Raw genomic sequence first — 24,323 nt, forward strand, 5'->3', positions numbered from 1 at the left:
TCATCCCTCCAGTACCCCAATTTAGATAAATAAGTTTACATTTCCATCTTCTGCTTCGGCTAAATATGCCGCTACACCTGCATATTCTATTCCATCCATTAATTCCTCTTGCTGTAAGCCCAATAAATCCATCGTCATCGTACAGGCAATCAGTTTCACATCTTGTTCTTGGGCCAACTCAATTAAATTCGGGAGTGACATGGCGTTATGCTTTTTCATCACGTGCTTGATCATTTTCGGACCCATTCCAGCAAAGTTCATGTTTGACAGTCCCATTTTATCTGAACCACGGGGCATCATTTTTGCAAACATTTTCTCCAGGAATCCTTTTTTTAATGAAACCGGCTCATCCTTCCTTAAGGCATTCAATCCCCAGAATGTATGGAAGATGGTCACTTCATGATCGTAAGCCGCCGCCCCATTTGCAATGATATAAGCAGCCATTGCCTTATCATAATCACCACTAAATAAAACGATCGTCGTTCTTTTCTTTTCAGTCATTATGTTTTCCCCCTGATCGATATTTCCATTCCTTTATACCCTACGGGGTATATATTATGCTAAAAAATATAGTTCGTCAACCTACTTCACTAAAAAAAATGAATGGAATAGGTTTTTCTTTATTTAATTGGTCCATGATTGATGGAAGTCAAACCTTCATTCACTTCGAATATTTTTCCATTAACCTTCTCGATACCAAACCCTTTTAACCGAGCTGTATGCATAGTCAAGTACTTACTTGCGGATGACTTCGATTCAAACAGATAAATGCCACCAGCTTGCTTTGCCTCATTGTCTTCGGTCCAAATCTTCCAGATCAATCCTTCTTCATCATTAATGCTTTTTGCTAAATCAGTAAATTCTTTTACCATTTCGTGGCCAAATGGTCCCTCCATTTTAAAATCCACTTGTAAAATATAAGTCATGAATAACACTCCTTTTTCTAAAGGTCAGGTCAAATTCTATTACCTGCTTTTTATCAGTAAATTAACCGCTTCCTTGACTAGATGATCTGTGCCTTCGCCTTTCACAACGTTTTCCCGAACGCATTGTTCGAGATTTTCACTTACAATAACACCCATTGTCCTATCGATAGCATTACGTGCAGCCGACAACTGAGTGACGATTTCCCTGCAATCCTTTCCTTGCTCCATCATTCCAAGTACACCCTTGATTTGTCCTTCAATCCGCTTTAAGCGATTAATGACACTTTTATCATACTCCATACTCTGCCCACCCATCTATTTACAAATGCAATTACAAACCTCAACTGATTATCTTATTTCCTTTTCCGATTATGAAGCAAAGGCCTAAGTTCAATTAGACATACTGAATATGCAAAACCTCTTAATCAATATTCTCACCCTAATGAGCCTGCGTGCTTTACTCGTGAATTTGCGTATTTTACTCGTAAGTTCGAGCATCATGCATTCTTAACTTGTGAGTTCATATTATACCTATAGGGGTATATTGTCAAGCCGTTTCATTCAAACTATTATTAAAAAATAAAATCCACCATATCCGGCAGCTTTTGCGTTTTTATTTTAATTTTTTGCCAAGATTCGATTGAAAGTTGCTGAAACAATTTCCCCTTTATGCATAACCGCAAAGCGCCTTGAACGTCTTTCGACTGCTTTCGCTGAACAGCTAGCTTCCGCAAAAACAGCATCCGCTATATCCCCAATGGTCTGCCAAACTCGTTCCCCCTCTGAATTAAGAGGTATTTACCTCTATTAATAAAACCAAAGTCCCGTCTTAAAGACCACTGCACAATCAATCCAAGCGAAACGTTCAGCCATCAGACTAGCTTTGTAAAGCACGTCCCCTGTGCCAAATGTGTCCCAATGATCCGTTATGCTGTCATTTACAAGCGAGACATCTATACCTTTTCATGAAGCAATGGGATTGGAATTGTGGAAATATCGATAGGTACAGTAGAGGCAATTGAAATACCCGCTTGAGCTAAAGTTTCCGCAAAGGTAGAACATAAAAATCAACTCGTGAAAGCCAAAAATAAAAACGTGCCTATATATGGCACGTTTTTCATATGAAGGGAAAATTCATTGGTCCTTCCTGTATCTTAATTCGCATACAAGCGATATTGGTCGCTTAATGTATCCCCATTACCGTAAATATAGGCTTTAGAGTCGGATGTATAGGAAGAATTGTCGTACTTCCATTTAATTCTTAGTCCCATGTTTCCGCCTGCTCCATAGGTTTCATTGCCATACTTCTTAATATATTGTGAGAAGCTATCCCACGTCCGGGGGCCAACCACACCATCCACTTTCAAGTTGTTTTCTTTTTGATATTTCTTTACACCCGCTTCGGTTTTTGGTCCAAAAATTCCATCTACGTCAACCACTGCTGAATCCGTATAAAAACCCATGACATTCAGGATATACTGCATATTCCTGATTTCCACCCCATGAGAGTCCTTCCGCAAAATAGAGTTTTTATCCCAGCTTTCGGGATGGTGAAATCCTCCAGCTGACGCTGAAGCAGTGGAAAAAGATATCCCAAGGGCCATTGCTAATACTACCAAACCAGTAAGTAATTTATTCATAGCTCCATCTCCCTCTTTTTTTTGTGCATCCGAACTACCTTACCATTTCCCTTCCGATTTTAAATTTCCCTTCCGACCAATTTCCTGTTTTGAATATTATAAATAGAATATAAAAAGGATAAGTGCCATTACAACAAGTGCAACAATAATAAATAAGTTTAAAAATAAACGACTTGCGATTTCCATTTTACTTCTCCCAGTTATGACTTTTGAGGTTAATTTACTAAAACCTGAATTTCTTTATATGCTCCAAATGGTTTTTAACAATACGCAAGTACATAATTTCTAATAGACAAAGCCAACATATAGGGAAAGAAATGAAGAAATCGAAATGGTCTTAGGAGGGAATAAATTGAAGGCATCTGATTTGTTTATAAGATGTTTGGAGAATGAAGGGGTTCAGTATATTTTTGGGATACCTGGAGAGGAAAATACGGATCTTATCGATTCTCTAATTAGCTCTAATATTAAATTCATCTTGGTTCATCACGAACAAGCTGCAGCTTTCATGGCAGACATCTATGGCCGGCTAACTGGAAAGCCTGGCGTCTGCTTAGGTACATTGGGACCTGGTGCAACCAATTTATTGACAGGGATAGGAAGCGCTTATCTGGATTATTCCCCTGTTATCGCGATTACAGGTCAGGCGGGCCTTGATCGAATTCATAAGGAGTCGCATCAATATGTGGACATTATTGGGGTTTTTAAGGAAGTAACGAAATGGAATCAACAAATCAAGGTGCCGCATACGATTCCGGAAATTATCCGTAAAGCATTTAAAACTGCAGTCATTGAAAAGCCGGGAGCTGTTCATATCGAACTCCCCGAAGATGTGGCGATGATGGATACTGAGGGTGAACCTCTTCCGGTTACACCAATGCCTAGATCCCGCCCTGCAGAGGAAGAAATCAAAAAAGCCGTCGAATTAATAAATCGCGCAAAAAAGCCTATTATTCTAGCTGGTAATGGCGTAATCCGCGATGGAGCTGCTGAGTCATTACGGAAATTTGCAGAAGAGAAGCAAATTCCCGTTGTGAATTCGTTCATGGCCAAAGGAGTTTTACCTTCCAACCATCCATTGACCCTTTTTACAGTAGGGATGCAAGCAAGGGATTATGTTCTTTGCGGGTTTGATTTGGCCGATCTTATTATCACCGTAGGCTATGACTTCGTCGAGTATTTGCCAAAGTATTGGAACGATGAGGCAATGAATCCGATTATTCATATTGATGCTCGACCGGCTGAGATTGATGCTTATTACCCCGTTCAAGCCGAATTGGTCGGGAACGTTACGGAGGGACTTGAAGCCTTGTCCACTGGTGTAGTAGAAAAAGAGCTTTGGCCTGAAGTGAAAAAGCTAAGGTCTCAAATCATAGAAAAATTTCATTCTTCGGATGATGTATCAGGAAGCCCTATCATCCCTCAGCGAATTATCGCCGATTTGAAAAGGGCGGAAAAGGGCAATGCCATTGTCATTTCGGATGTGGGAGCCCATAAATTATGGATGGCCCGGATGTATCAGCCGGAAATGCCAAATCACACTATCATTTCTAATGGCTTTGCATCGATGGGAATTGCTATTCCCGGCGCAATTGCAGCCAAACTGGCTAAACCTGATAAACCTGTCATTGCGGTTACAGGGGATGGCGGATTTCTGATGAATGGGGTTGAATTGGCAACTGCAAAACGTTTAGGGCTTGCCTTCGTGATAGTCATTTTCCATGATTCAAAATACGGCCTAATTGAGTGGAAGCAATTGAATAAATTTGATCGTACGAATGCGATTGAATTTACAGACCCAGACTTTTTAGGCTTCGCAAAAAGTTTTGGGGTCAAAGGAGTGAAAGTAACCCACTCCGATGAATTGCTTCATGCATTGGAAGAAGCGATTTCGAGTCAGGAAATTGTCTTGATTGATGTGGATGTCGATTATTCGGAAAATGTAAAGCTCTCGAAAACACTAGGTGATTATATTTGTAAATTATAAAGGCAGATATTATTGGAGGGATTTCAGATGAAGAAAAAGTGGCAATTGTGGATTGGTGGTAAATGGCGGGAGGCTAAATCATATGAGCCATTATATAATCCCCATTCAAACGAAGAAATTGCACAAATCGGACAGGCTGAACCAGCGGATGCCGTTGAAGCGATTGTCGAGGCAAATGCAGCTTTTCAGAAATACCGAACCTACCCGGCTCATGCACGAGCAGAAATTTTATTTAAAGCTGCCGCGATCATGGAAGAACGCAGTGAAGAACTTGCAAAAATCATTTCTCTAGAGGCTGCGAAAACGATTCGAAATGCTCGTGAAGAAATGAATCGTACGGTTCAGACCTATCGTTTTGCTGCAGAAGCGTCAAAGAATAACTATGGAGAACAAATCCCGATGGATGCTGCAGTGGGTGGGGTAAACCGTTTTGGATTCACCGTTCGCACCCCGATTGGCGTCGTTACCGCGATTACACCATTTAACTTTCCATTTAACTTGGTCGCCCATAAAGTTGGTCCAGCTATTGCGGCTGGAAATTCGATTGTGTTAAAACCTGCCGAACAAACCCCGTTGAGTGCACTGGTTCTGGCCGATATTTTTAAAGAAGCAGGGTTGCCTGATGGAGTATTGAACATCATACCCGGCAAAGGGGATGTTTTAAGCGAAGCGTTGACGACCCATCCACATGTAAAAAAAGTGACTTTCACAGGCAGTGTAGAGGTCGGACACCTTATCCAACAGCAGGCAGGCTTCCGTAAGCTTACACTTGAACTCGGATCCAATTCGCCTTTCATCATTGATGAAGGTGTCGACATCGATAAAATTATTCAACGAAGTGTGATGGGTTCATTTACGAATAATGGGCAGGTGTGCATCTCGATTCAACGAATTTATGTCCACAAATCACTATACCAACAATTTTTAGATCGATTCGTCAGTGCAACAAAACAGCTTGTCATCGGTTCCCCCCTGGAGGAAAATACAAATATTACAGCGGTTATTTCAAAAAAATCAATGGAACGGTTACAAAGTTGGATTGACGAAGCAGTACAAGAAGGAGCAAAAATTGAGTGCGGCGGAACAGTGGAAGGCAATGTCCTATTGCCTACCGTCTTAACCAATGTAAATCGTGACTCAAAGGTATTTCGTTTCGAAGTATTTGGTCCAATTGTCTGCATTTTCCCATTCGACACGCTTGATGATGCGATCAATGATGCTAATGATTCGCGTTATGGATTGAACTCAGGAGTGATGACACCGAGTATAGAACGAGCTTTTTATGCGGCGGAACGCTTGGAAACAGGCGGGGTCGTAATCAATGATATTCCAACTTACCGAATTGATAATATGCCTTATGGCGGCTGGAAGGACAGCGGTGTTGGCCGGGAAGGCATCAAATATGCGATGCAAGAAATGATGGAGCAGAAGTTTATCAGCTTTAAAATAAGCGACGACTGAACATAGGGAAATTATAAACCATAGTAAAAGAGACGGCGAAATCTTAAAGATATCGCCGTCATATTTTGTCGTAAATTTTTTTTTTTTTGTTGCAACCTTAGAAGATATTTATTTGCTAAAAAAAATATAAAAAGCCACCATATAAGGCGGCTTTCACCAATTACTACAATTCTTCAATTATTTCAGCACCATAAGAGTTGTCGATTATACAGCGCCATGTACCCGTGGAATCCTTTTTAAATACATATGTCGCAGTTCTTTCCATAGAGAATTCGGAATCATCCTTTTGATTGGCACTAAGCTGGGCTTTTGCCACAACCAATGCCGTATCACCCGTTTCAATTATTGCCATCTTTTCTTGATTGACGATTAAACTGTGATTAAAGTATTCAGCGATAGCAATGAATGCACGACGAATTTCCTCTTTCCCTTTTGCGAATGTTCCAGGTTTGACAACTAAAGTCGCTTCCTCTGAATAGAACTCCATTAAATGATCGAAATCCTCATTGTTTATTGCACTGTCTGCATTTTTTATGACTTGTTCCAGCTCATGATTCTGCATATTCACACTCCTATTCAGCTTCTCTTAATTAGACCGCTCTGTTACTAATTGATGTTCGACTGCCGTGATGGGGATTCCTGCTCAATAATAAAAAAGAGAATGCTTAATTAAATTAAGGTGAATGCACATAAGGGTTCTAGATAATGAATTACTACGGTTCATTATCATTACAAATTGTTTCATGCAACTTTCAACTTGATGCAAAGTGAAATGAATGCAGAACGTAAATGCCAACAAAAGGTTTATTTGCATTTATCAGCAATGTGGAGTACACAGCTTCTCACCTTTACAAAAGTTAAATAAGAACGACATTATAAAAAGGGAATGGTAAAATCCATTCCCTTTTGACTGTGCGCAAAGCCCTTTTAGTTAAATTTAACCCTAAACGCCAAAAGGCCGCCAATCGGCGGCCTTCTACCTTTTAACAATTTCCGTATTCCCTCTTTTATCAGTCCGTTATTCGTGCAAATATGCCCAGGCATATTGAGCGTAAAGTTCTGCACCGGTAGCAAGCGCATCTTCGTCGATGTTGAATTTCCCGTGATGATGGGCCCATTCCGTATCCTTTTCAGGGTTTCCAGATCCAACTAAAGCGAAGCTTCCAGGTACTTCATCCAAATAGAAACTAAAATCTTCTCCACCCATTGTTGGCTTTTCATTATATACTGCGTCTTCGCCAAACGCATTTGAAGCAACTTTTTGCACTAATTTTGCACTGTATTCATCATTAATGACAGCTTGCGTTCCACGGTAATACTCAACCTGTGCGGTCGCACCGTACATATTGGCAACATTTTCAGCATAAATCTGGAGCTGTCTTTCAATATGGTCACGTGTTTTAGGATCAAAACAACGGACAGTCCCTTCAATAACGGCATTTTCTGCAATGACATTAAATCGTGTGCCCACGACCATTTTTCCAACTGTCAAAACTGCGGGATTTTGTGGGTCGACCGTTCTTGATACGACAGATTGTACATTCATTACGAATGAAGAGGCCACAATAGTAGCATCGATACAATCCTGTGGCATGGCACCATGTCCCCCTCTTCCTTTAAACGTTACTGTAAAGATATCTGCTGAAGCGAATGAAGGACCTTGAGAACAAGCAACCTTGTTTGTTGGCATTTGCGACCAAATATGTATGCCAAAAACATTATCAACACCTTTGACAGCCCCTTGTTTAACCATTTCCTTTGCACCTGTTGCTACTTCTTCAGCTGGTTGAAAGATTAATCGCACATTCCCAGGTAATTCTTCTTTTATTTCGTTTAGTGCCTTCGCTGCAATTAATAACATGGATGTATGTGCATCATGACCACATGCATGCATTTTTCCTTCTTCTTTTGAAGCATACGGCAAGTCTTTAGTTAATTCTTCAACAGAAAGGGCGTCCATATCCGCTCTTAATGCTACTGTCTTTCCTGCCTTACCGCCTTTAATTTGTGCAATGACACCTGTTGGTTCTGCTTTGCGATAAGGTATTCCTAATTCTTCAAGGTATTCACAAATAAAGGCCGTTGTATTTTCTTCTTCCCATGATAACTCAGGTTCGCTATGAAGTTTTCTACGTATTTCTATTAATTCATCACTATTATTTTGAATCGCTTCTTTTATCGTTTGATTAATCATCCTCATTCTACCTCCGTTAAACATTTAGCCACTTCGTAAAATATTTGCACTCCATTTGCTATATGACGTGCATCAGACCATTCTTCTGGACAATGACTTAGTCCTGATTTACTTGGAACAAAGAGCATGCCAACATCAGTCACATCGGAAAAAACCATCGCATCATGACCTGCTCCACTATTAATGGAACAGTATGGAATTTCCAAATCAGAACTTTTATCTTTTAATAAAGCTTTTATTTCATCACTCAATACCTTTGGCGGCATATATAACACCTGTTCCGCAGTTGTATGGATTCCCTGTTCATGATAGGATTCGATTAATTCTTTCATCCGCTTGATAACATTGTTAATATGTTCTTCCTTGCTAGATCGGATATCTATCGAAAATTCGACTTTATTTGGGATGACGTTAGCTCCATTTGGTAAAACATGTAGTCGTCCTGTCGTGATAACCGTTCCTTCACCTTCCTCAATTGCAAGGCTCGGTAATTGAGAAATAATCTGAGCGGCTGCAACCAATGCATCCGTACGGCGATCCATCGGGGTTGTGCCTGCATGTCCTGCCTTTCCTTCAATGGTCACTTCAAATTGAGTTAAACCAACAATCGCTTCTACAATACCAATGGGGATATTCTTCTCTTCAAGGATTGGACCTTGTTCTATATGCAATTCGAGAAATGCTTTAATGCTATTGGGATTTCTTCTTTTCGGAAGAGAGAAATCCAGTCCAATTTTTGACATCGCTTCAATTGTTGTGATACCATCTTTATCCTTTAAATTTTTAAAACTTTCCTCACTAAGCGTTCCCATTATTCCTCTCGACCCCATTAGTCCCCCGCCAAAACGAGCGCCCTCTTCTTCAATCAGGGCAACGATTTCCAATGGATATTTAGGTGTTAATTGATTTTCTGCAAATAGGGCAGCCACTTCAAGAGCGACAATTACACCGGCTGGTCCGTCATACGCACCACCGTTTGGTACGGAATCAAAGTGTGAACCGATCAAAACGCTTGGTGCATCCTTTAAAGTACCTTCAAGCTTTCCAAAAATATTTCCAAGTCCATCTTCCTTTACTGTTAGACCGGTTTCCATCATTTTATTTTTAATATAATTGCGTGTAAGTAAGTCTTCCTTGCTATACGTAAGCCGGGTTGTCCCTTTTCCGGGTGTTGATGTAAATTCGCTCAAATCATTTATTTGCTTTTTTATATGTTCGATAAGACTCACTTGGAATTCCTCCTTTTTTACAAGAATTGTACAAATATTCCTGCCAAAATAACCGACACGATTGTAACCGATATAAATCCACCAACAAGCATCGGCGGCAGCATATGGCTTAGCAATGCTTCTTTTTCATTTTCATCTTTTGTTAATGAATTGACGACTTCATTGGTGATAATGTAATCGGCTGGAAATCCGTATAAAGCTGTTAAAGATACAGCAAAGGCCAATTCTTTGCTGACATTTAACAATTTCCCTGCAATGAATGAGAATATATACATGCCAATAACAGCTAAGAAAATGCAAACAATAAGTGGGTAAAGGATATCCACCATCATACTTGGTGTTGCATTTTTTAATCCGTCAAAGACGAAAAGCATAAGGGCCATGATGGCAAATCCAAATCCATTTGCTTTTTGCAGAGTCTGCTTTTCCAAGAAACCTATACTTTTTCCGACAACCCCGAATAGTAAGCAGAGAACAAATGCATTTATTGATATAATCGGCTCTAATCCAGTCGAAACAAGGTAAGCGAGAAAAGCAACAACCGCAAGTCTGAAAAATTTAAAATATTCCGTATTATATTTTTCAGGAAGTTTTTTAAACAGCTTAAGTTCCGTCATACCTTCTGAAGTGGCTGCAGTATCACTCTTTTTTACCGTTAATTGCCCATTGCGATATTGCCCCAATAGCTTCTTCCCTTCTTTCTTCAACACAATTGAAGTTAAAGGATATCCAGCAAAGCCCTGCATTACATAAATAACAATGGCAAAAACGGACAAACTCGTTAGTCCTGCGTCCGCCGCTCCTTCTGACATGATTATTGAAGATACCATACCGCCCACTAAAGGTGGAATCGCCACAAGGACAGTTTGCAGATCAAATATGAATATGCCAATTCCGAATATAAGTGCAACAATACCAAGAATACCAGATAAGGAGATGACAATCGTTTTCCATTGATTCACCAATTCTCTTATTGAAAGCAATGTTCCCATATTCGTGATCAATAGGTACATCATCATGGTTGCCACTACCGGTGGAACACCTGCTATTGAAACGATGTCTTGCGGGAAGAATGTCCAATAACCACATAGAAATAGGATTGCGGAAACGAAAACGGAAGGTACCCAGGCTTTTGTCCGAACCGCCACAATGTCTCCCACAAATAAAATCAGAATAACAATAACTAAAGCCAACATCTGTGACATATGAGTTCCCTCACCTTCCAATTTACTAGTTTGAATATTCTAAAATAATAACACTAAATCATTTTAATTTAAAGACAATTCAATATTTTCAGGTAATTATGCACAGATAATAGGAAATGTAAGTGTTTTAATTCAGATTCCACATACCAAATTATCTGAAATTTGGATATATCAAAATAATTTTAATCATTTTATAGAGTCTTTATCTCCTTAAGTCGCTGAATTATCTCCATTTATTTTAAAAAGAAAAAGCCGTCTAAGGACAGCTCTGATTAATGATTATTCAATATCCTGTTTACTTTTTACTGTATATAATCTGAAAAAAGTAAACTCTTTCTACTTTCATAATTGAATGTTTTTTGCACTTGAACCAAAACTTCCATCAATAAAAAATACTTACCTTAATAATTGTTGAAGATACGTGATCTTCGTAATTGGATAACTTTATATTATTGCAGAAATGATCCATGTTCAAGATTACCAAGTCACCTTGCCCTAAAACAATAGACTCTTTTTCATCGATACTCATTCTACTTTTTCCTTTGAAACAATAATAGGCGTCGGTTCTTGTCGTAGATTCCCCATTATCCAACACTTCAGAATGGATTCCATCAGTCAAATGAATCGTGCTAAGGTCTCCTTCGCATCCATCTGCTAACATCAAATTAAAGTCCGTAACCCTCCCAATACTTCGGGTTGTCCAGCCTCCATCAAACCGATCCTGTTCAAATGGCTGTAAATGCACACGGTGCTTTCCCTTATGTTCCAGCAGCATTTCACCATCAAGGATCATGATGATTCTCTGAATGCCTGGAAGGTGAGTAAATGAGGATTCGTCCACCTCGACATCTGCGGTGCTAATCCGCCATTTGAAATCACGTTTCGAATAATCTCCATCTTCAGGATAAATGGCAAGTTGAGTTGTTTTACCACCTGACCAAAGACTGGTTATTTGTTCACTTTTTCTTATTATCTTTTGTGAATATGACAACTATTTTCTCCCCTTTTTATTATTACTTTAAGTTGAAAACAATTTCGACCAGAGTGCAGTTCAAAAAAATTGTTCATTTCCATTAGGGCGGATACGGTAAAAAGAGAGACATAACTGGCTTAGGTATACTGGACTCTGATCACCGTAGCATAATTTCATTCTTACTTGATCGTGCTATACACACAAGGTCGTTCATACCTACTTGAAATTGATGGGGTTTCGGTGAATTAATAACCATACAGAAAAACCAATGTGTATTAACTACAACATGGGTAATTTAGAAAAAAAGACAATACCGAATGTTTTTGATACAACTAAAAACATTCGGTATCAACACTATATCTAACTATACTTTGACCATATCATGCTTTGCATAAAAACTATTAATTTTGAAATTCATTCCAGCATTATCATTTTAATAGATTAATACTTACAATGATAATTGGCATGGCAAAAACGTCAATAAGAAATGCACCCACTATCGGAACGATTAAATACGCTTTACTTGAAGGTCCATATTTAGCAGTGATCGTCGACATATTGGCCATAGCATTTGGTGTAGCCCCTATACCATGTCCGATAAACCCTCCAACCATAACTGCCGCATCGTAGTTTTTGCCAAGAAAGCGAAACATGATGAATATACTTAAAAGTATAATGAAGATTACTTGTATCACCACAATTAAAATGATAGGTAATGCAAGGTCAGCAACTTCCCATAGTTTTATACTCATTAATGCCATTGATAAGAAAATACCTAAAGTAATATCTCCAATAAAATTTATACTAGGCATTTCGATAATTTTTCCATTTATTTTATCCAAAATATTCCGGACTATTACAGCCACTATCATTGCTCCAACATAATTCGGTAAAACATAACCTGTCTTCGCCGAAAATAACTCTCCTAAGTATGAACCTAAGGCCATACAAAATGTCAGTATTAATACTTGTTTCATAAATGAAGCTGCATTCAATTCTATTTTGTCTTCCATTTCTTTCTTTTCCTGAATTTCAATATCCTTTTTACTTGGTGTTAATTTGTGTTTATTAATTAGATATTTTACAGTTGGACCTCCAACTAATCCACCAAATACTAAACCTAATGTAGCTGCCGCTATTCCAATTGCTTGGGCAGATTGAATTCCCAGCGATTCAATGGTACCACCAAATGCTGTAGCTGCACCTATGCCCCCTTCCATGGATATCGCTCCTGCCATCATACCAATCAATGGATCAATCCCAAAAACCGGTGCTAAAGAAATGCCAATTAAATTTTGAGCAAATGCCAGAAAACCACATAACAACCAATATATTAATAAAAATTTTCCGCCGACTTTTACTAATTGAAAACTGGCACCCAATCCAACAGTCGTAAAAAACGTTAACATGAATAATCCCTGGAGTGTCGTATCTAATGAAATGGTTACGTTTAGAAAGGTTTTAAGACTTGTCGCGACTATTGCAAACAGTAATCCCCCTACAACAGGTGCAGGGATACAAAAGTGTTTAAATATTTTGACATTCTTAACGATAAGCCCGCCTAGTGCTAAAAGCAGTACCGCTAAAAAAATAGTGATCGTTTGATTGATCTCGATGCTCATATTTCCTATCTCCTCTCCACACACAAAAATACTTCATTTATTAGGTTTGCAGCTAGTTTTACAGTGCGATTATCATTATCCAATGATGGATTTACTTCACAGATATCAAATGAAATGGTTTTCGGATGTGAAGTAATTTTACGAATTAACTGCCTAACCATTTTTCCAGAAAGACCAAATGAGGAAGGTGCACTTACACCTGGTGCTTCAGAAGCGTTAATAACATCCATACAAAGCGTTAAAATAATATGATCATGTTGATTCATAAAATTCAGAATTTCACTTTCATTTTTCTCGGAAATCCCATCTGCCAATTCTTCTTCCAATATCCAGGAACACCCAAGAGAAGTTGCAGTGTCAAATAATTTTTTTGTATTTCCATAACGTTGAATACCAATGGGCAAATAACTTGCTTGATGATCATGATCTAATATTTGTTTAAACATCGTTCCTGAAGAAGTTATTTCTTCATATGAGCGTAAGTCAAAATGAGCATCAATGTTAAGGATGCCTATCTTAGCTTTGAGTCCTACACTCGACCTGATCCCTAGATAATGACCATAAAAGGTTTCATGTCCGCCCCCCAATATAACAGGAAACATATTTTTAGTTACTATTTTCTCTACGTGACTTCCTAATTCAGCTTGTGCTGCTTCTAACTGTTGATTTTCACAAATAATATTTCCGAAATCAACTAGACTATCCTCTGCTTGGCCGTGCCAAGACAAAGAAGATAAGGATTTACGTATTTCATTTGGAGCTTCTTTGCTTCCAAGTCTTCCTTTATTCCTGCGTACGCCCTCATCACAAGAAAACCCTATTATTCCACATGCATGATTTATTGAAGTGAATTGATTATCTTTAACTATTTGATGAATTCTATATTCATCTTTATCTACTAGACTATCTGTTCTGCCTTTCCATAAATCCATATTTGGTAACGCATACATTTATTTTTCCTCCCCATTAATAAAAATACTTCATATGGCAATCGCCAATCATTCGGGTTGTACAATCATAAAAGACCTGAAGCATTTTGCACATCCCCGCTTCCGCTGCACTGTAATTCCCAGTCCAGTACTGTAAACCATTATGGTGTAATATCTATATTCCCTCCATTCTGCTTAATGGTTGTACTGCAATATTAATTAAGCAAGTTTCATGCCAGGTTCATCGCCTTAAAAACAGTGGATAATTAAGATATATTCAAAATAAAAAGTAGGCGGAAATTGCCGCTCGGCAATTTCCGCCTACTTTTCTTCCCGATATTTCTTCAACTTATCTCGCAATGTCCTCTCCCCGATGCCAATTGTTTGCGCCGTCCTCCTTTGATGACCGTTAAAAGCGGCAAGGTTATGAAGAATCACTCTTTTTTCGATTTCTTCAAGCGGTTCGCCGACATAGACAGGGATTAAAGTGTTGCCGAAAAATGCGCGCGAGCTTTTTTGGATATCGGAAGGTAAATCAGCTTTCTGTATATAAGATTCATTCGTAAGCGCAATGGCCCTTTCAATCAGGTTCTGGAGTTCCCGAATATTTCCTGGGAAGTCATATTGCTGTAAAAGCTGCAGCGCTTCATGGGAAATTCCTTCTACAGGTTTTCCCATTCTATCACCGATTTTGGCAATGAAAAATTCCAACAACAACGGTATGTCTTCTTTTCGTTCACGTAAAGCAGGAAGGTGAATCGGAATCACATTTAATCTGTAATATAAATCTTCACGAAATCGATTTTCTTTTACTTCTTTGACCAAGTCTCTGTTTGTCGCAGCAATGATACGGACATCGATGCTGACTTCTTCCATCCCTCCAACGGGCATTACCTTTCTCTCCTGTAGAACGCGCAAAATTTTCCCTTGCAGCGCCAAATCCATCTCACCAATTTCGTCAAGAAAGATTGTTCCTCCTTCCGCCAACACAAAAAGTCCATATTTCCGCTGTGTCGCCCCTGTAAATGCTCCCTTTTCGTATCCAAATAATTCTGATTCCAACAGGTGAGTCGGGATGGCGGCACAATTAATAGCCTGAAACTTTTTGTTTCTGCGCTTGCTTTGATTATGGATTGTTCTGGCGACGACTTCTTTGCCGGTTCCACTTTCCCCTTCTATGAGAATGTTAGAATCGATATCCTTCACTTTTTCGATTAGGGAGAATATTTTACGCATTGACAAACTTTCACCGATAAGGCCGTTCACTCCTGCCACCTTATCCAATTCTTCACTCAGCCATTTCACTTTGGACTGAAGCGTATACACTTCTTCCGCTTTTTGCATCAGCACTTCCAATTCAGCAATATGAAGAGGCTTTGTTGCATATGAAAACGCCCCCTTACGCATTGCTTCCACGGAAGATGGAATGGTGCCATAGGCCGTCATCATGATGACGACTGTCGAGGTGGAGAGGCGCTTGATTTCTTCTAACACTTCCATCCCATTGTATTCCCCGATTTTCAAATCCAGCAAAACGATGGCGATTTCCGCTCTTTCGAGAAGTGGAAGCGCTTCACGTGGGTCTGTAAACGAATAAACATGATACTGGTCTTCCAATGCAAACGTTAGTGACTGACAAATGGTTGGCTCATCATCAATAATCATGATATCGTACATCGTCTTCACCCTTTCTGTATTAATGCCGTAAACAAATGGTAACTACTGTACCCTTTCCTACTTCACTTCTTGTCTCAATAGTACCATCGTTTTCTTTGACAAGCTGATATGAAATAGAAAGACCAAGCCCGACCCCGTTCGGTTTCCTGGTGTAAAACGGTTCAAAGATCTTATCAATGTCTTTTTCCGAAATGCCGATGCCTTCATCCTCGATTTCAACGACAGTGAACATATCCCGATAATATGCCCTAAAAATAAGGGTTCCCCCTAAATTGGACGCCTGAATGGCATTGAGAATGACGTTCACCAGCACTTGTTTGATCTGCTGTGTATCTGCAGTTGCCCGTATGTCCCTAGCGAACTCACGAACAATACGCAGGTTTTTTTCTTTGACTTTCGGCTTAAGCAATAGCTCAATCCCTTCCATGGTCTCATTCAGCGAAAACGTGACAGGTTCTGATTTTTTAGGGCGGGAATAATCGAGCAAATCGTTAATTAATGTATTAAGTCTTGTAATTTCACTAGTGACCTGTTCGGAAAAGAATGTACGGAAATCTGCGCTTGCAAATTTTTTCGGCAGTAATTGTGTATAGGTAAGGATCGATGTTAACGGGTTTCTTATCTCATGTGCGATACCCGCCACAAGTTGTCCCAATGAACGTAAGCGATCATCCTGAGCCACTTTTCTCTCCAGCTGTTTTTGTTCCGTAATATCGAAAAAATTCAGCACCGCACCTACATTTTCTCCCCCAATAGTCTGAATTGGGTACACGCTGTAAGTAATATACCTTTTTTCGCTCGCATTCTGAGACCACAGCGTTTCCTTTTGTAAGAAAACTCTCTTTCTCTCTAACGCAGCCTTAATCTCCTTTTCCGGGATGAAACTGGTTATGGGCAGATCCTGAAAAGGTTTTCTAACAACATTGCCGTCCAACTCCAAATAATCCATTGCCCTGACATTGATCATTGACACAAGACCTTGCTGATTCAATGTAATAAGCGAACTGTAGTCACTGTTTAATACTTGCTGCTGAAAATGGATGTTTTCCTCAAGTAACAGCATCTTCTCTTCCAAGTCTTTATTTACGTGCTCAATTTGCTCGGTTCGCTTAGCTACTTCTCGTTTAAGGCTGAGATTCCACCATAAGATGAGAGAAATTACAATGAAGGTAATGAAAAGACCAATTTCCAAATACAACATCGTTTTGCGTAGTCGTTGAGTATTCGGCAGGATATATTCCCCGAACCACTTTTTCTCTATCTTTTCATACGTCCCATCTTTCTTGATTTGGGAAATTGCCTGATTGAATAGTGTCAGCAACTCTTTATTTTTTGGCATCACGGCTACAGCATAATTTGTAGTGTCAAGTGATTCACCGACAATCTTAATGAGTGATTGCTGCTCATTTTTCTGTAGAAAATATTGACCCGTAATCCGATTTCCAATGAAAGCATCCACTTTTCCGTCGATCAACGACTGAACGGCTTCTTGCTGATTATTAGTTTCCACCAATTGCAATCGATCTACTTTACTTAATAGACCGCTTGCAACATCACCTTTTTGTACAGCTACCTTCCGGCCTTTGAGATCTTCTATTTTTCGGATATACATGTTATCTTTCAACACAAAAATCCCTTGTGAACTTGTGAAATACGGAGCTGAAAAATCATAAATCTCTTCACGTTCCTGATTGTACTTCATGCCTTGAATCGCATCCACTCTACCAGAGCGCATAGCTTGTACCGCCTCGTTCCACGGCATAGGATAGTATTCGAACCTAATTCCAGTCTCGATGGAAATGGCGTTCATTATATCTACATTAAAACCGGTATAAACGCCCGAATCGCTCAAGTATTCGAATGGTGGAAAGTTATTATCCCCTGCAACCCGTATCACTTTCTGGGCTTCCGAATGCACCGCAAAAGGAAAGAAACAGCCAAAGAAGAAAAGGAAGACGGTTATAACGGCACAGATAATATGTAACTTTCTCATCGCCTCACCCCTTTTTTCCATATATACAGTTTTGTATCATTAATGTGTATATTTACAATGTACAAAGACTCTATCATGATAACTTTTTAATGTATATAAGAAAAGCTAAAGTGCATTTCATAACACCATACATGGCAGAAAGTCGAATTACAATATATTTTTTTGAATAGCAAATGGTATGTAGATAATGTTCATTTATTTGGGGAATAAAGGGAATTTTTGATTTCAAGAATTTTATTCCGTTCAAAACTTGCGTAAAAGCAATTGTGTTTTCGCCGTTCGCAAACTATTTTCTAGCTAAAACAAACGTTGAATCTGACTTTTTTACAAAGAAATCGCACCGTTCGTTTAAGCGTACTTTTACGAACGGTGCGAGTATTTCCCCTATGCCCTTCGATTTAAAGGGAAATCCCCAAAATATCCATTGGGGTGTAAAGGGCATTTAAACTTCAATGAATATTCTTACTTTTTGAAGCTCTCATGGGACGAGTAATATCACCCTTTTAGCAAACATGGCTTCGGGAAAAAACCACGAGCCCCTAAAAAAGGATATTTTTAAAGTGTAACCCTTGATGCTAATCCTATTTGAATTTTATTATATTTAACATGATCTTTTATCCAAATTAAAGAGCCAATCAATAACCAATTGACTCTTTATATATTTGGAATATATTTATTGATTACCTTTTTTAACCCATTCCGCAACTGTAACTGTACGTTTAGCTTGATGTTTTACAGCATCTTTAACATCCTCAATCATCTTACCATCTTGTCCGACTGTTACACTTGTTCCATATGGATTTCCGCCTGCACCAAATAGTACCGGATCCGAATAACCAGGAGTAGCAATGATAGCACCCCAGTGCATCATAGAAGTGTATAAGGATAACAATGTAGCTTCTTGACCACCATGTGGGTTTTGTGCAGAAGTCATCGCACTTACTACTTTATTCACTGTCTTACCGCTTGCCCAAAGCCCACCTTGGATATCGAGGAATTGTTTCATTTGTGATGGCATATTCCCAAAACGTGTTGGGACACTGAAGATAATAGCATCTGCCCATTCTAGGTCAGCTGATGTTGCGACTGGAACGTCTTTTGTTGCTTCGACAGTTGCTTTCCATACTTCATTTCCTTCAATAACAGATTCAGGAGCTAATTCTTGTACTTTTAATACTTTCACTTCAGCACCTGCTTCTTTTGCTCCTTCTTCAGCCCATTTTGCTAATTGAAAATTTGTTCCACCCATACTGTAAAATACCACTGCTAATTTAACGTTTGACATATTTTCCATCTCCTTTGATTTACCGAATAATTTGTTTAAAAATCCCATAAATTACACCTTCTTTTTTAATGAAGATATCTTCTTTATTTCTGATAGTATCCCTCAGCAAAGGCATAAATATTATTTGCTAGATAAAATCCATTTTGATTAATCTTTTTTTCAAAATGGATTCTTACCATAAACCTGAGTTTATCCGGTAATTTTGTATACACTTTATTTAAAGCTATATTTGATTTTGTTTGTTATTTAGCAATTCTTAAGATATATTTAAGTGTTACAACTGTTTTTGATTAGCCTTGTTGAAATCTTCATGAATATGCACATCTGGAAAATTATGTTTTTTTAACCAAAAGATAGATCATTCAAATATCCCCTTAAACTGACCTGCTTTAATTTAAGTACATTGCATCACAATCAAGTTGCAAAGCGAAAGTTTTCCACTTTTCTTCGTAAATATCTGTTTCGTTTAATATTTTCCCTTTTATTCTTTGATGAATTCCTTTGTACTTCTCACTGTTTCAATTGGGCGAACTAATTTTTCTATTTCTGTACGTTTAGGCTCTAAGAATGGAGGTAAAGATAATTTTTCACCAAGGGTTTCATAAGGTTCATCTCCCATGAAACCGGGACCATCTGTAGCAAACTCAAATAAAATTTGCGGTGCAACTCTTACGTATAATGACTCAAAAAAGTGACGGTTTACATAACCGGATGTATGGAACCCAAAACTATTCATCCGTTCAATCCATTCTTCTAATACAGAGCGATCTTCTACACGTAATGCCGCATGGTGAACCGTACCAAAACCTTGCCGGGCTTCAGGAAGAATGGCATTATATTCTACAATGACCGAGGCACCATTCCCGCCTTCCCCCACTTCAAATAAATGAATTGATCCTTCTTTATCTGTCTCTTTAAATAATAGAACTTTTTCCATCATTTCTTTAAAGTAATCAAAGTTCGAAATACGGACAAAAATCGGTCCTAAACCAGTAATTGCATATTCCAGTGGAATTGGACCTTTTTGCCATGGTGTTCCAGATTCCACCCCTTTGTTGAATTCATCTGAAATCAATTGATATTGCTGATCATCAAAATCAATGAAAGAGAGGGTTTTCTTGCCAAATTGCTCTTTGATGCCAGTATGTTTGACTTCTAAACGATCAAAACGTTTTACCCAATAGTTTAATGATTCATCACTCGGTACACGGAAAGATGTCTTTGAAATCTCGTTTGTACCATGTACGCCTTTAGGAATGCCGGGGAAATCAAAGAAAGTCATGTCTGTGCCTGCGCTGCCTTTATCATCAGCAAAGAATAAATGATAGGTTTGAATATCATCTTGATTTACCGTTTTTTTAACTAAACGCATACCTAAAACAAAAGTGAAAAATTCATAGTTCTTTTCTGCACTACTTGTAATAGCTGTTACATGGTGTATTCCTTTTAGACCGTTCATTATATATTCCTCCAAGATTTAATTTAAGATTAAAGGTCGCAATTTTTCTTCGATCTCTTTGCGATTTGGCTCCAAAAATGGTGGAAGTGATAGTTTTTCCCCCATTGTTTCCATTGGTTCATCTGTCGCAAATCCTGGTGTATCCGTTGATAATTCAAATAATATACCATTAGGTTCCCTGAAATATAATGCCTTGAAGTAATACCGTTCCACTTTCCCTGAATTCGATAAGCTGTATTCTTTCAAACGCTCTGCCCATTGATCATATTCTTCCTCATTCGGAACACGGAAGGCAACATGGTGAACACCTCCACGACCTAAGCGGACTCTTGGCAAATCTGGTCTTGTTTCAATATGAACTTCCGTACCGCTGCCGCCTTCACCCGTTGCATAAATCAATATATCTGGATACTCCCCTTCAAGTGAAGGATAAGAACTGGTAAATCGAAAACCCATAACTCCTGTTAAAACACCAATCGTTGGTTCTGCAATTGCGACTGTAAGGGTAACAGGTCCTAAACCAATAATGGCGTGTTCCAGTGGAATGTCATCCTTTTTCCAAGGAATACCCGCTCTCACACCTTTTTCACCGTTATCGGCTACCAGTATTAAGCGAGTCCCCTCGAAATCTCTGAAAGCCAATGTTTCACGATTTGCTCTTTTTTGAATATCATCATGTTCAACCCCAAATTGTTTAAAACGTTCTTTCCAAAATAACAATGAATCTGAATTCCTAACCCTTAGTGATACGGTAGAAATATCTGAAGTTCCCCTGTATGTTTGCCCAAGATGAGGAATGTCAAAGAACGTAACTTCAGTTCCTGGGGTTCCTTCCGCGTCAGCATAGAATAGGTGATAGGATTCTGTATTATCTTGGTTAACCGTTTTCTTTACCAATCTCATTCCTAAAATTTTTGTATAAAATTCATAATTTTTTTCCGCTTTTCCTGTTAATATCGATACATGATGTAGTCCTAAGAGTTCCATCTCATTTCACTCCTGTCACAATATTTGTATACCACTCAGCTGCGGTTTCAATCCTTCAATGGTCAATTGATGTTCCCTATTTTCCCAATGAATCTCAAAATCCACCCTATAATTTTCCAATAACGTTGCGTTCAACTGATTTCAATGGTGATATTAATGGATCGTTTGTTCCAGTTAACCTAACTACCTTATTTTGCCCATTTAAAATGGCTAACACATGTCGAATATTTTATTTTAAATTTAAATAATCTTTAATTTGAGGTATTTTAGAATAAAAATGAATCTAAAGCATATTGACCCGGACCGACCAAAGCTATACCGATAGCAACTGCAAGCAACGTTAAGTTGTATTCATATCCATTAGCTGTTGCCCATAATCCATTTGGAGCATGCACTTTTACGATAGCCATTATCATTGTTCCCGCAATCATAATTCCTGCAAGTGGCGTTAATAGACCTAAAGCAAACAAAAGTCCCCCAATAAGTTCTGCTACCCCTGCGAAAAGAGCCATGGTTACTCCTGGCTTCATGCCAATGGATTCAAACCATCCACCTGTTCCTTTCAATCCATGGCCACCGAACCAACCAAACAACTTTTGAGCACCGTGCCCAATGAACAATAAACCAATTACCAAACGAATTATTAATAAACCTATATTTATCATAGTAAAATCCCCCTTAATATTTTATCTCGAATTCGAGATATCATTACAAAAAAACACTTTAAACTTCATTCCTTACTTTTTTCAAAAGGTTCACAATGTCTCTGCCTCACCAGAATTTAATGAATCAAACATATCATCAACTAACTCATTATATTTCGGCATGCTTTCATTCATCTGTTCATTTCCATCATCAGTTAATCTAACATGTATCATACGGCGGTCATCTGGACAGGCATTTCTGCTTAAAACACCTCTTTGTTCTAGCTTATCTATAACATAGGTCATCGAACCACTTGAAATCAGTATGCAGTTTCCAATTTGCTGAATTGTTTTTTTCCATTTCTTGCTTTTTTCGATCATGAATTGCTTTAGATGTTTGCATTAATATCAGAAAGTGCAAATTGTTGCATTTCCTCTCCATTTACTTCCCCCTATAAAATCTCGAATTAAATTATCTTGAATATGAGATAATAATAATACTTATATTTTTTTTTGTCAATAACCTTTTTACTTTATTGAATTAAACTTCCTGGTTCCGGTCTTCTCAAGGTAATTCCTTCAGAAAACTGTTTAAAGCGACAACAATCCCTGCCAACTAAATCGGCCAATTCCAATGGACCCATTTGATGATTTTTTCACAAAAAAGTATAAAAGGAAGGTGCAAACCCTTCCTTGTTCTTTATCTATAAGAGAGTTTCGTGCGACGATATTTATGAATACGTCAACATTTATTCGTTCAATCTTCAATTAAACTGGCAGACAATATGATCTACCAGTTTAATGGCCAAAGCAGTGTAAGATATTATCCGCTGCATACAAAACTTGAACACCATGTTTTTGACCTTGATGATTTGTCGCTGAAGTTGCGGTGGTCATCACCCATTCTGCATGTGCTGGATTCTTGCCTGTCAGCACATTTTTCTAACTTAAATGATATGTTTGACTGTGTATAGTATACTTATTGATTTTTTCAATGCTTGGTTCATAGCCGATTCCTGGCAATTCCGGAACTTTGATTATTCCTTTTTCCACTGCAACTTCAGGGTCAATGATATCTTCTGCCCAGTAGAGGGAGGAAGCAGCGGTATCTCCCGGAAGAGTAAAGTTTGGCAGTGAAGTGATGGCAATATTATGCGCTCTTCCAATGCCTGATTCCAGCATACCCCCACACCATAGCGGAATTTCATGTTCAAGACATAAATCATGGATTTTCTTGGATTCAGTCAAACCTCCGACACGGCCAATCTTAATATTAATGATTTTACAGCTGCCCAATTTAATAGCTTTCCTTGCATCCTCTAAGGAGTGAATGCTTTCGTCCAGGCAAATAGGTGTTTTTAACCTTGACTGTAAATCTGCATGGTCAATGATATCGTTATAGGCAAGCGGCTGTTCAATCATCATTAATTTATAGTCATCCAAGGCGGATAGCCGGTCTATATCTTGTAAGGTATAAGCTGAATTTGCATCTGCCATGAGCGGGATTTCCGGATATACTTTTCGGACCTTGTCTATTAATTCAACATCCCAGCCCGGTTTGATTTTTAGTTTAAAGCGTTTATAGCCTTCACCGAGACGTGCTTCAATCATATCCAGGGTCGAATCGATCGAGTCCTTTATTCCGATGCTTACCCCCACTTCAATATTCTTTTTTGTTCCACCTAACACACTTGAGAGGGAAGCACCTTGCTTTTTCGCATACAGATCCCAAACAGCACCCTCTAAAGCGGCTTTTGCCATATAATTACCGCGTATATGGGAGAAATATTTTTCAGAGAGTTCATCCGGATGCTTGATTTCATTTTTAAGGATAATTGGAATTAGATAATCCTCGAGTATATGCCAGTTTGTTTTTAGGGTCTCTTCATTATACAGAGGGTCGAGCATCGCAACCGATTCTGCCCAACCGGAAATGCCATCATCGCTTTTTGCTTCTACAAGGATGAAATCCCTATTGTATTCAGTCCCAAAGCTAGTTGTAAAAGGTTCAAGCAAGTCCAGTTTAAGATGCCTTAGAATAACTTGTTTAATTTTCACTTGGAAATTCTCCTTTTGTGATAAAACTATTAAAAGACACAGTCTTACCAATTT

21 protein-coding genes are annotated in these 24,323 nt (G+C 38.6%); 2 read left to right on the top strand and 19 right to left on the bottom strand.

Annotated elements, in window-relative coordinates:
• Positions 1 to 21: 21 nt before the first annotated feature.
• From ACQKFG_RS22815 to ACQKFG_RS22830, 4 genes are all read right to left on the bottom strand, one after another.
• Positions 22 to 501: a DsrE/DsrF/DrsH-like family protein gene (locus ACQKFG_RS22815; RefSeq protein ID WP_353871877.1), complete on the bottom strand. Its 480-nt coding sequence runs from the start codon at positions 499 to 501 to the stop codon at positions 22 to 24.
• Positions 502 to 620: 119 nt separating this feature from the next.
• A complete protein-coding gene (locus tag ACQKFG_RS22820; protein ID WP_192204412.1) occupies positions 621 to 926 on the bottom strand; it encodes a monooxygenase in 306 nt (101 codons plus the stop codon).
• Positions 927 to 965: 39 nt separating this feature from the next.
• Positions 966 to 1,226, bottom strand: a complete 261-nt coding sequence (locus ACQKFG_RS22825; RefSeq protein ID WP_098373111.1) for a metal-sensitive transcriptional regulator — start codon at positions 1,224 to 1,226, stop codon at positions 966 to 968.
• Between the two features lie 854 nt (positions 1,227 to 2,080).
• Positions 2,081 to 2,566 carry a peptidoglycan-binding domain-containing protein gene (locus tag ACQKFG_RS22830; RefSeq protein ID WP_427563165.1) on the bottom strand — a complete coding sequence of 162 codons (486 nt, stop codon included), beginning with the start codon at positions 2,564 to 2,566 and terminating at the stop codon, positions 2,081 to 2,083.
• A 352-nt stretch (positions 2,567 to 2,918) separates the two neighbouring features.
• On the opposite strand from ACQKFG_RS22830, the gene ACQKFG_RS22835 reads away from it, so the two are divergent.
• Positions 2,919 to 4,553 carry an acetolactate synthase large subunit gene (locus tag ACQKFG_RS22835; protein WP_427563167.1) on the top strand — a complete coding sequence of 545 codons (1,635 nt, stop codon included), beginning with the start codon at positions 2,919 to 2,921 and terminating at the stop codon, positions 4,551 to 4,553.
• A 27-nt stretch (positions 4,554 to 4,580) separates the two neighbouring features.
• Positions 4,581 to 6,014: an aldehyde dehydrogenase family protein gene (locus ACQKFG_RS22840; RefSeq protein WP_192204409.1), complete on the top strand. Its 1,434-nt coding sequence runs from the start codon at positions 4,581 to 4,583 to the stop codon at positions 6,012 to 6,014.
• Positions 6,015 to 6,177: 163 nt separating this feature from the next.
• Here ACQKFG_RS22840 and ACQKFG_RS22845 read toward each other — a convergent pair whose 3' ends face one another.
• From ACQKFG_RS22845 to menC, 15 genes are all read right to left on the bottom strand, one after another.
• Positions 6,178 to 6,576, bottom strand: coding sequence for a YybH family protein (locus ACQKFG_RS22845; RefSeq protein ID WP_427563170.1), 399 nt, complete (start codon positions 6,574 to 6,576; stop codon positions 6,178 to 6,180).
• Positions 6,577 to 7,032: 456 nt separating this feature from the next.
• Positions 7,033 to 8,208 (bottom strand): M20 family metallopeptidase, encoded by a 1,176-nt coding sequence (locus ACQKFG_RS22850; RefSeq protein WP_427563171.1) that lies wholly within the window; start codon positions 8,206 to 8,208, stop codon positions 7,033 to 7,035.
• Between the two features lie 2 nt (positions 8,209 to 8,210).
• Positions 8,211 to 9,437 (bottom strand): Zn-dependent hydrolase, encoded by a 1,227-nt coding sequence (locus ACQKFG_RS22855; RefSeq protein WP_427563173.1) that lies wholly within the window; start codon positions 9,435 to 9,437, stop codon positions 8,211 to 8,213.
• Positions 9,438 to 9,454: 17 nt separating this feature from the next.
• Positions 9,455 to 10,642, bottom strand: coding sequence for a hypothetical protein (locus ACQKFG_RS22860; RefSeq protein WP_427563175.1), 1,188 nt, complete (start codon positions 10,640 to 10,642; stop codon positions 9,455 to 9,457).
• Between the two features lie 382 nt (positions 10,643 to 11,024).
• Positions 11,025 to 11,633: a HutD/Ves family protein gene (locus tag ACQKFG_RS22865; protein ID WP_427563177.1), complete on the bottom strand. Its 609-nt coding sequence runs from the start codon at positions 11,631 to 11,633 to the stop codon at positions 11,025 to 11,027.
• Positions 11,634 to 12,043: 410 nt separating this feature from the next.
• Positions 12,044 to 13,237 carry a sodium/glutamate symporter gene (gene gltS / locus ACQKFG_RS22870; protein ID WP_342615551.1) on the bottom strand — a complete coding sequence of 398 codons (1,194 nt, stop codon included), beginning with the start codon at positions 13,235 to 13,237 and terminating at the stop codon, positions 12,044 to 12,046.
• Between the two features lie 5 nt (positions 13,238 to 13,242).
• The gene (gene hutG, locus ACQKFG_RS22875; RefSeq protein ID WP_427563180.1) at positions 13,243 to 14,187 is read right to left on the bottom strand and encodes a formimidoylglutamase; all 945 of its coding nucleotides are present in this window, start codon (positions 14,185 to 14,187) and stop codon (positions 13,243 to 13,245) included.
• Between the two features lie 300 nt (positions 14,188 to 14,487).
• The gene (locus ACQKFG_RS22880) at positions 14,488 to 15,843 is read right to left on the bottom strand and encodes a sigma-54-dependent transcriptional regulator (RefSeq protein ID WP_427563181.1); all 1,356 of its coding nucleotides are present in this window, start codon (positions 15,841 to 15,843) and stop codon (positions 14,488 to 14,490) included.
• Between the two features lie 19 nt (positions 15,844 to 15,862).
• Complete coding sequence (locus tag ACQKFG_RS22885) at positions 15,863 to 17,836, bottom strand: transporter substrate-binding domain-containing protein (RefSeq protein ID WP_427563183.1); 1,974 nt, start codon at positions 17,834 to 17,836, stop codon at positions 15,863 to 15,865.
• 673 nt (positions 17,837 to 18,509) lie between these two features.
• Entirely contained in the window at positions 18,510 to 19,121 is a 612-nt protein-coding gene (gene wrbA / locus ACQKFG_RS22890; protein ID WP_342615820.1) for an NAD(P)H:quinone oxidoreductase, read from the bottom strand.
• Between the two features lie 481 nt (positions 19,122 to 19,602).
• Positions 19,603 to 20,580 carry a ring-cleaving dioxygenase gene (locus tag ACQKFG_RS22895; RefSeq protein WP_427563185.1) on the bottom strand — a complete coding sequence of 326 codons (978 nt, stop codon included), beginning with the start codon at positions 20,578 to 20,580 and terminating at the stop codon, positions 19,603 to 19,605.
• Between the two features lie 18 nt (positions 20,581 to 20,598).
• On the bottom strand, positions 20,599 to 21,567 hold the full coding sequence (locus ACQKFG_RS22900; RefSeq protein WP_427563187.1) for a ring-cleaving dioxygenase: 969 nt from the start codon (positions 21,565 to 21,567) through the stop codon (positions 20,599 to 20,601).
• A 266-nt stretch (positions 21,568 to 21,833) separates the two neighbouring features.
• On the bottom strand, positions 21,834 to 22,232 hold the full coding sequence (locus ACQKFG_RS22905) for a DoxX family protein (protein ID WP_427563189.1): 399 nt from the start codon (positions 22,230 to 22,232) through the stop codon (positions 21,834 to 21,836).
• Positions 22,233 to 22,322: 90 nt separating this feature from the next.
• Positions 22,323 to 22,592: a MarR family winged helix-turn-helix transcriptional regulator gene (locus ACQKFG_RS22910; RefSeq protein WP_427563191.1), complete on the bottom strand. Its 270-nt coding sequence runs from the start codon at positions 22,590 to 22,592 to the stop codon at positions 22,323 to 22,325.
• Between the two features lie 561 nt (positions 22,593 to 23,153).
• Positions 23,154 to 24,269, bottom strand: a complete 1,116-nt coding sequence (gene menC / locus ACQKFG_RS22915) for an o-succinylbenzoate synthase (protein WP_427563193.1) — start codon at positions 24,267 to 24,269, stop codon at positions 23,154 to 23,156.
• Positions 24,270 to 24,323 lie beyond the last annotated feature (54 nt).

It is taken from the genome of Peribacillus sp. NPDC076916, assembly GCF_050269675.1.
Lineage (GTDB): Bacteria > Bacillota > Bacilli > Bacillales > DSM-1321 > Peribacillus > Peribacillus aracenensis.

Coding starts and splice junctions, on each gene's coding strand:
- ACQKFG_RS22815 (WP_353871877.1), bottom strand. CDS start 501: ATGACTGAAAAGAAAAGAACGACGATCGTTTTATTTAGTGGTGATTAT.
- ACQKFG_RS22820 (WP_192204412.1), bottom strand. CDS start 926: ATGACTTATATTTTACAAGTGGATTTTAAAATGGAGGGACCATTTGGC.
- ACQKFG_RS22825 (WP_098373111.1), bottom strand. CDS start 1,226: ATGGAGTATGATAAAAGTGTCATTAATCGCTTAAAGCGGATTGAAGGA.
- ACQKFG_RS22830 (WP_427563165.1), bottom strand. CDS start 2,566: ATGAATAAATTACTTACTGGTTTGGTAGTATTAGCAATGGCCCTTGGG.
- ACQKFG_RS22840 (WP_192204409.1), top strand. CDS start 4,581: ATGAAGAAAAAGTGGCAATTGTGGATTGGTGGTAAATGGCGGGAGGCT.
- ACQKFG_RS22845 (WP_427563170.1), bottom strand. CDS start 6,576: ATGCAGAATCATGAGCTGGAACAAGTCATAAAAAATGCAGACAGTGCA.
- ACQKFG_RS22850 (WP_427563171.1), bottom strand. CDS start 8,208: ATGATTAATCAAACGATAAAAGAAGCGATTCAAAATAATAGTGATGAA.
- ACQKFG_RS22860 (WP_427563175.1), bottom strand. CDS start 10,642: ATGTCACAGATGTTGGCTTTAGTTATTGTTATTCTGATTTTATTTGTG.
- gltS (WP_342615551.1), bottom strand. CDS start 13,237: ATGAGCATCGAGATCAATCAAACGATCACTATTTTTTTAGCGGTACTG.
- hutG (WP_427563180.1), bottom strand. CDS start 14,187: ATGTATGCGTTACCAAATATGGATTTATGGAAAGGCAGAACAGATAGT.
- ACQKFG_RS22880 (WP_427563181.1), bottom strand. CDS start 15,843: ATGTACGATATCATGATTATTGATGATGAGCCAACCATTTGTCAGTCA.
- ACQKFG_RS22885 (WP_427563183.1), bottom strand. CDS start 17,836: ATGAGAAAGTTACATATTATCTGTGCCGTTATAACCGTCTTCCTTTTC.
- wrbA (WP_342615820.1), bottom strand. CDS start 19,121: ATGTCAAACGTTAAATTAGCAGTGGTATTTTACAGTATGGGTGGAACA.
- ACQKFG_RS22895 (WP_427563185.1), bottom strand. CDS start 20,580: ATGAACGGTCTAAAAGGAATACACCATGTAACAGCTATTACAAGTAGT.
- ACQKFG_RS22900 (WP_427563187.1), bottom strand. CDS start 21,567: ATGGAACTCTTAGGACTACATCATGTATCGATATTAACAGGAAAAGCG.
- ACQKFG_RS22905 (WP_427563189.1), bottom strand. CDS start 22,232: ATGATAAATATAGGTTTATTAATAATTCGTTTGGTAATTGGTTTATTG.
- ACQKFG_RS22910 (WP_427563191.1), bottom strand. CDS start 22,592: ATGATCGAAAAAAGCAAGAAATGGAAAAAAACAATTCAGCAAATTGGA.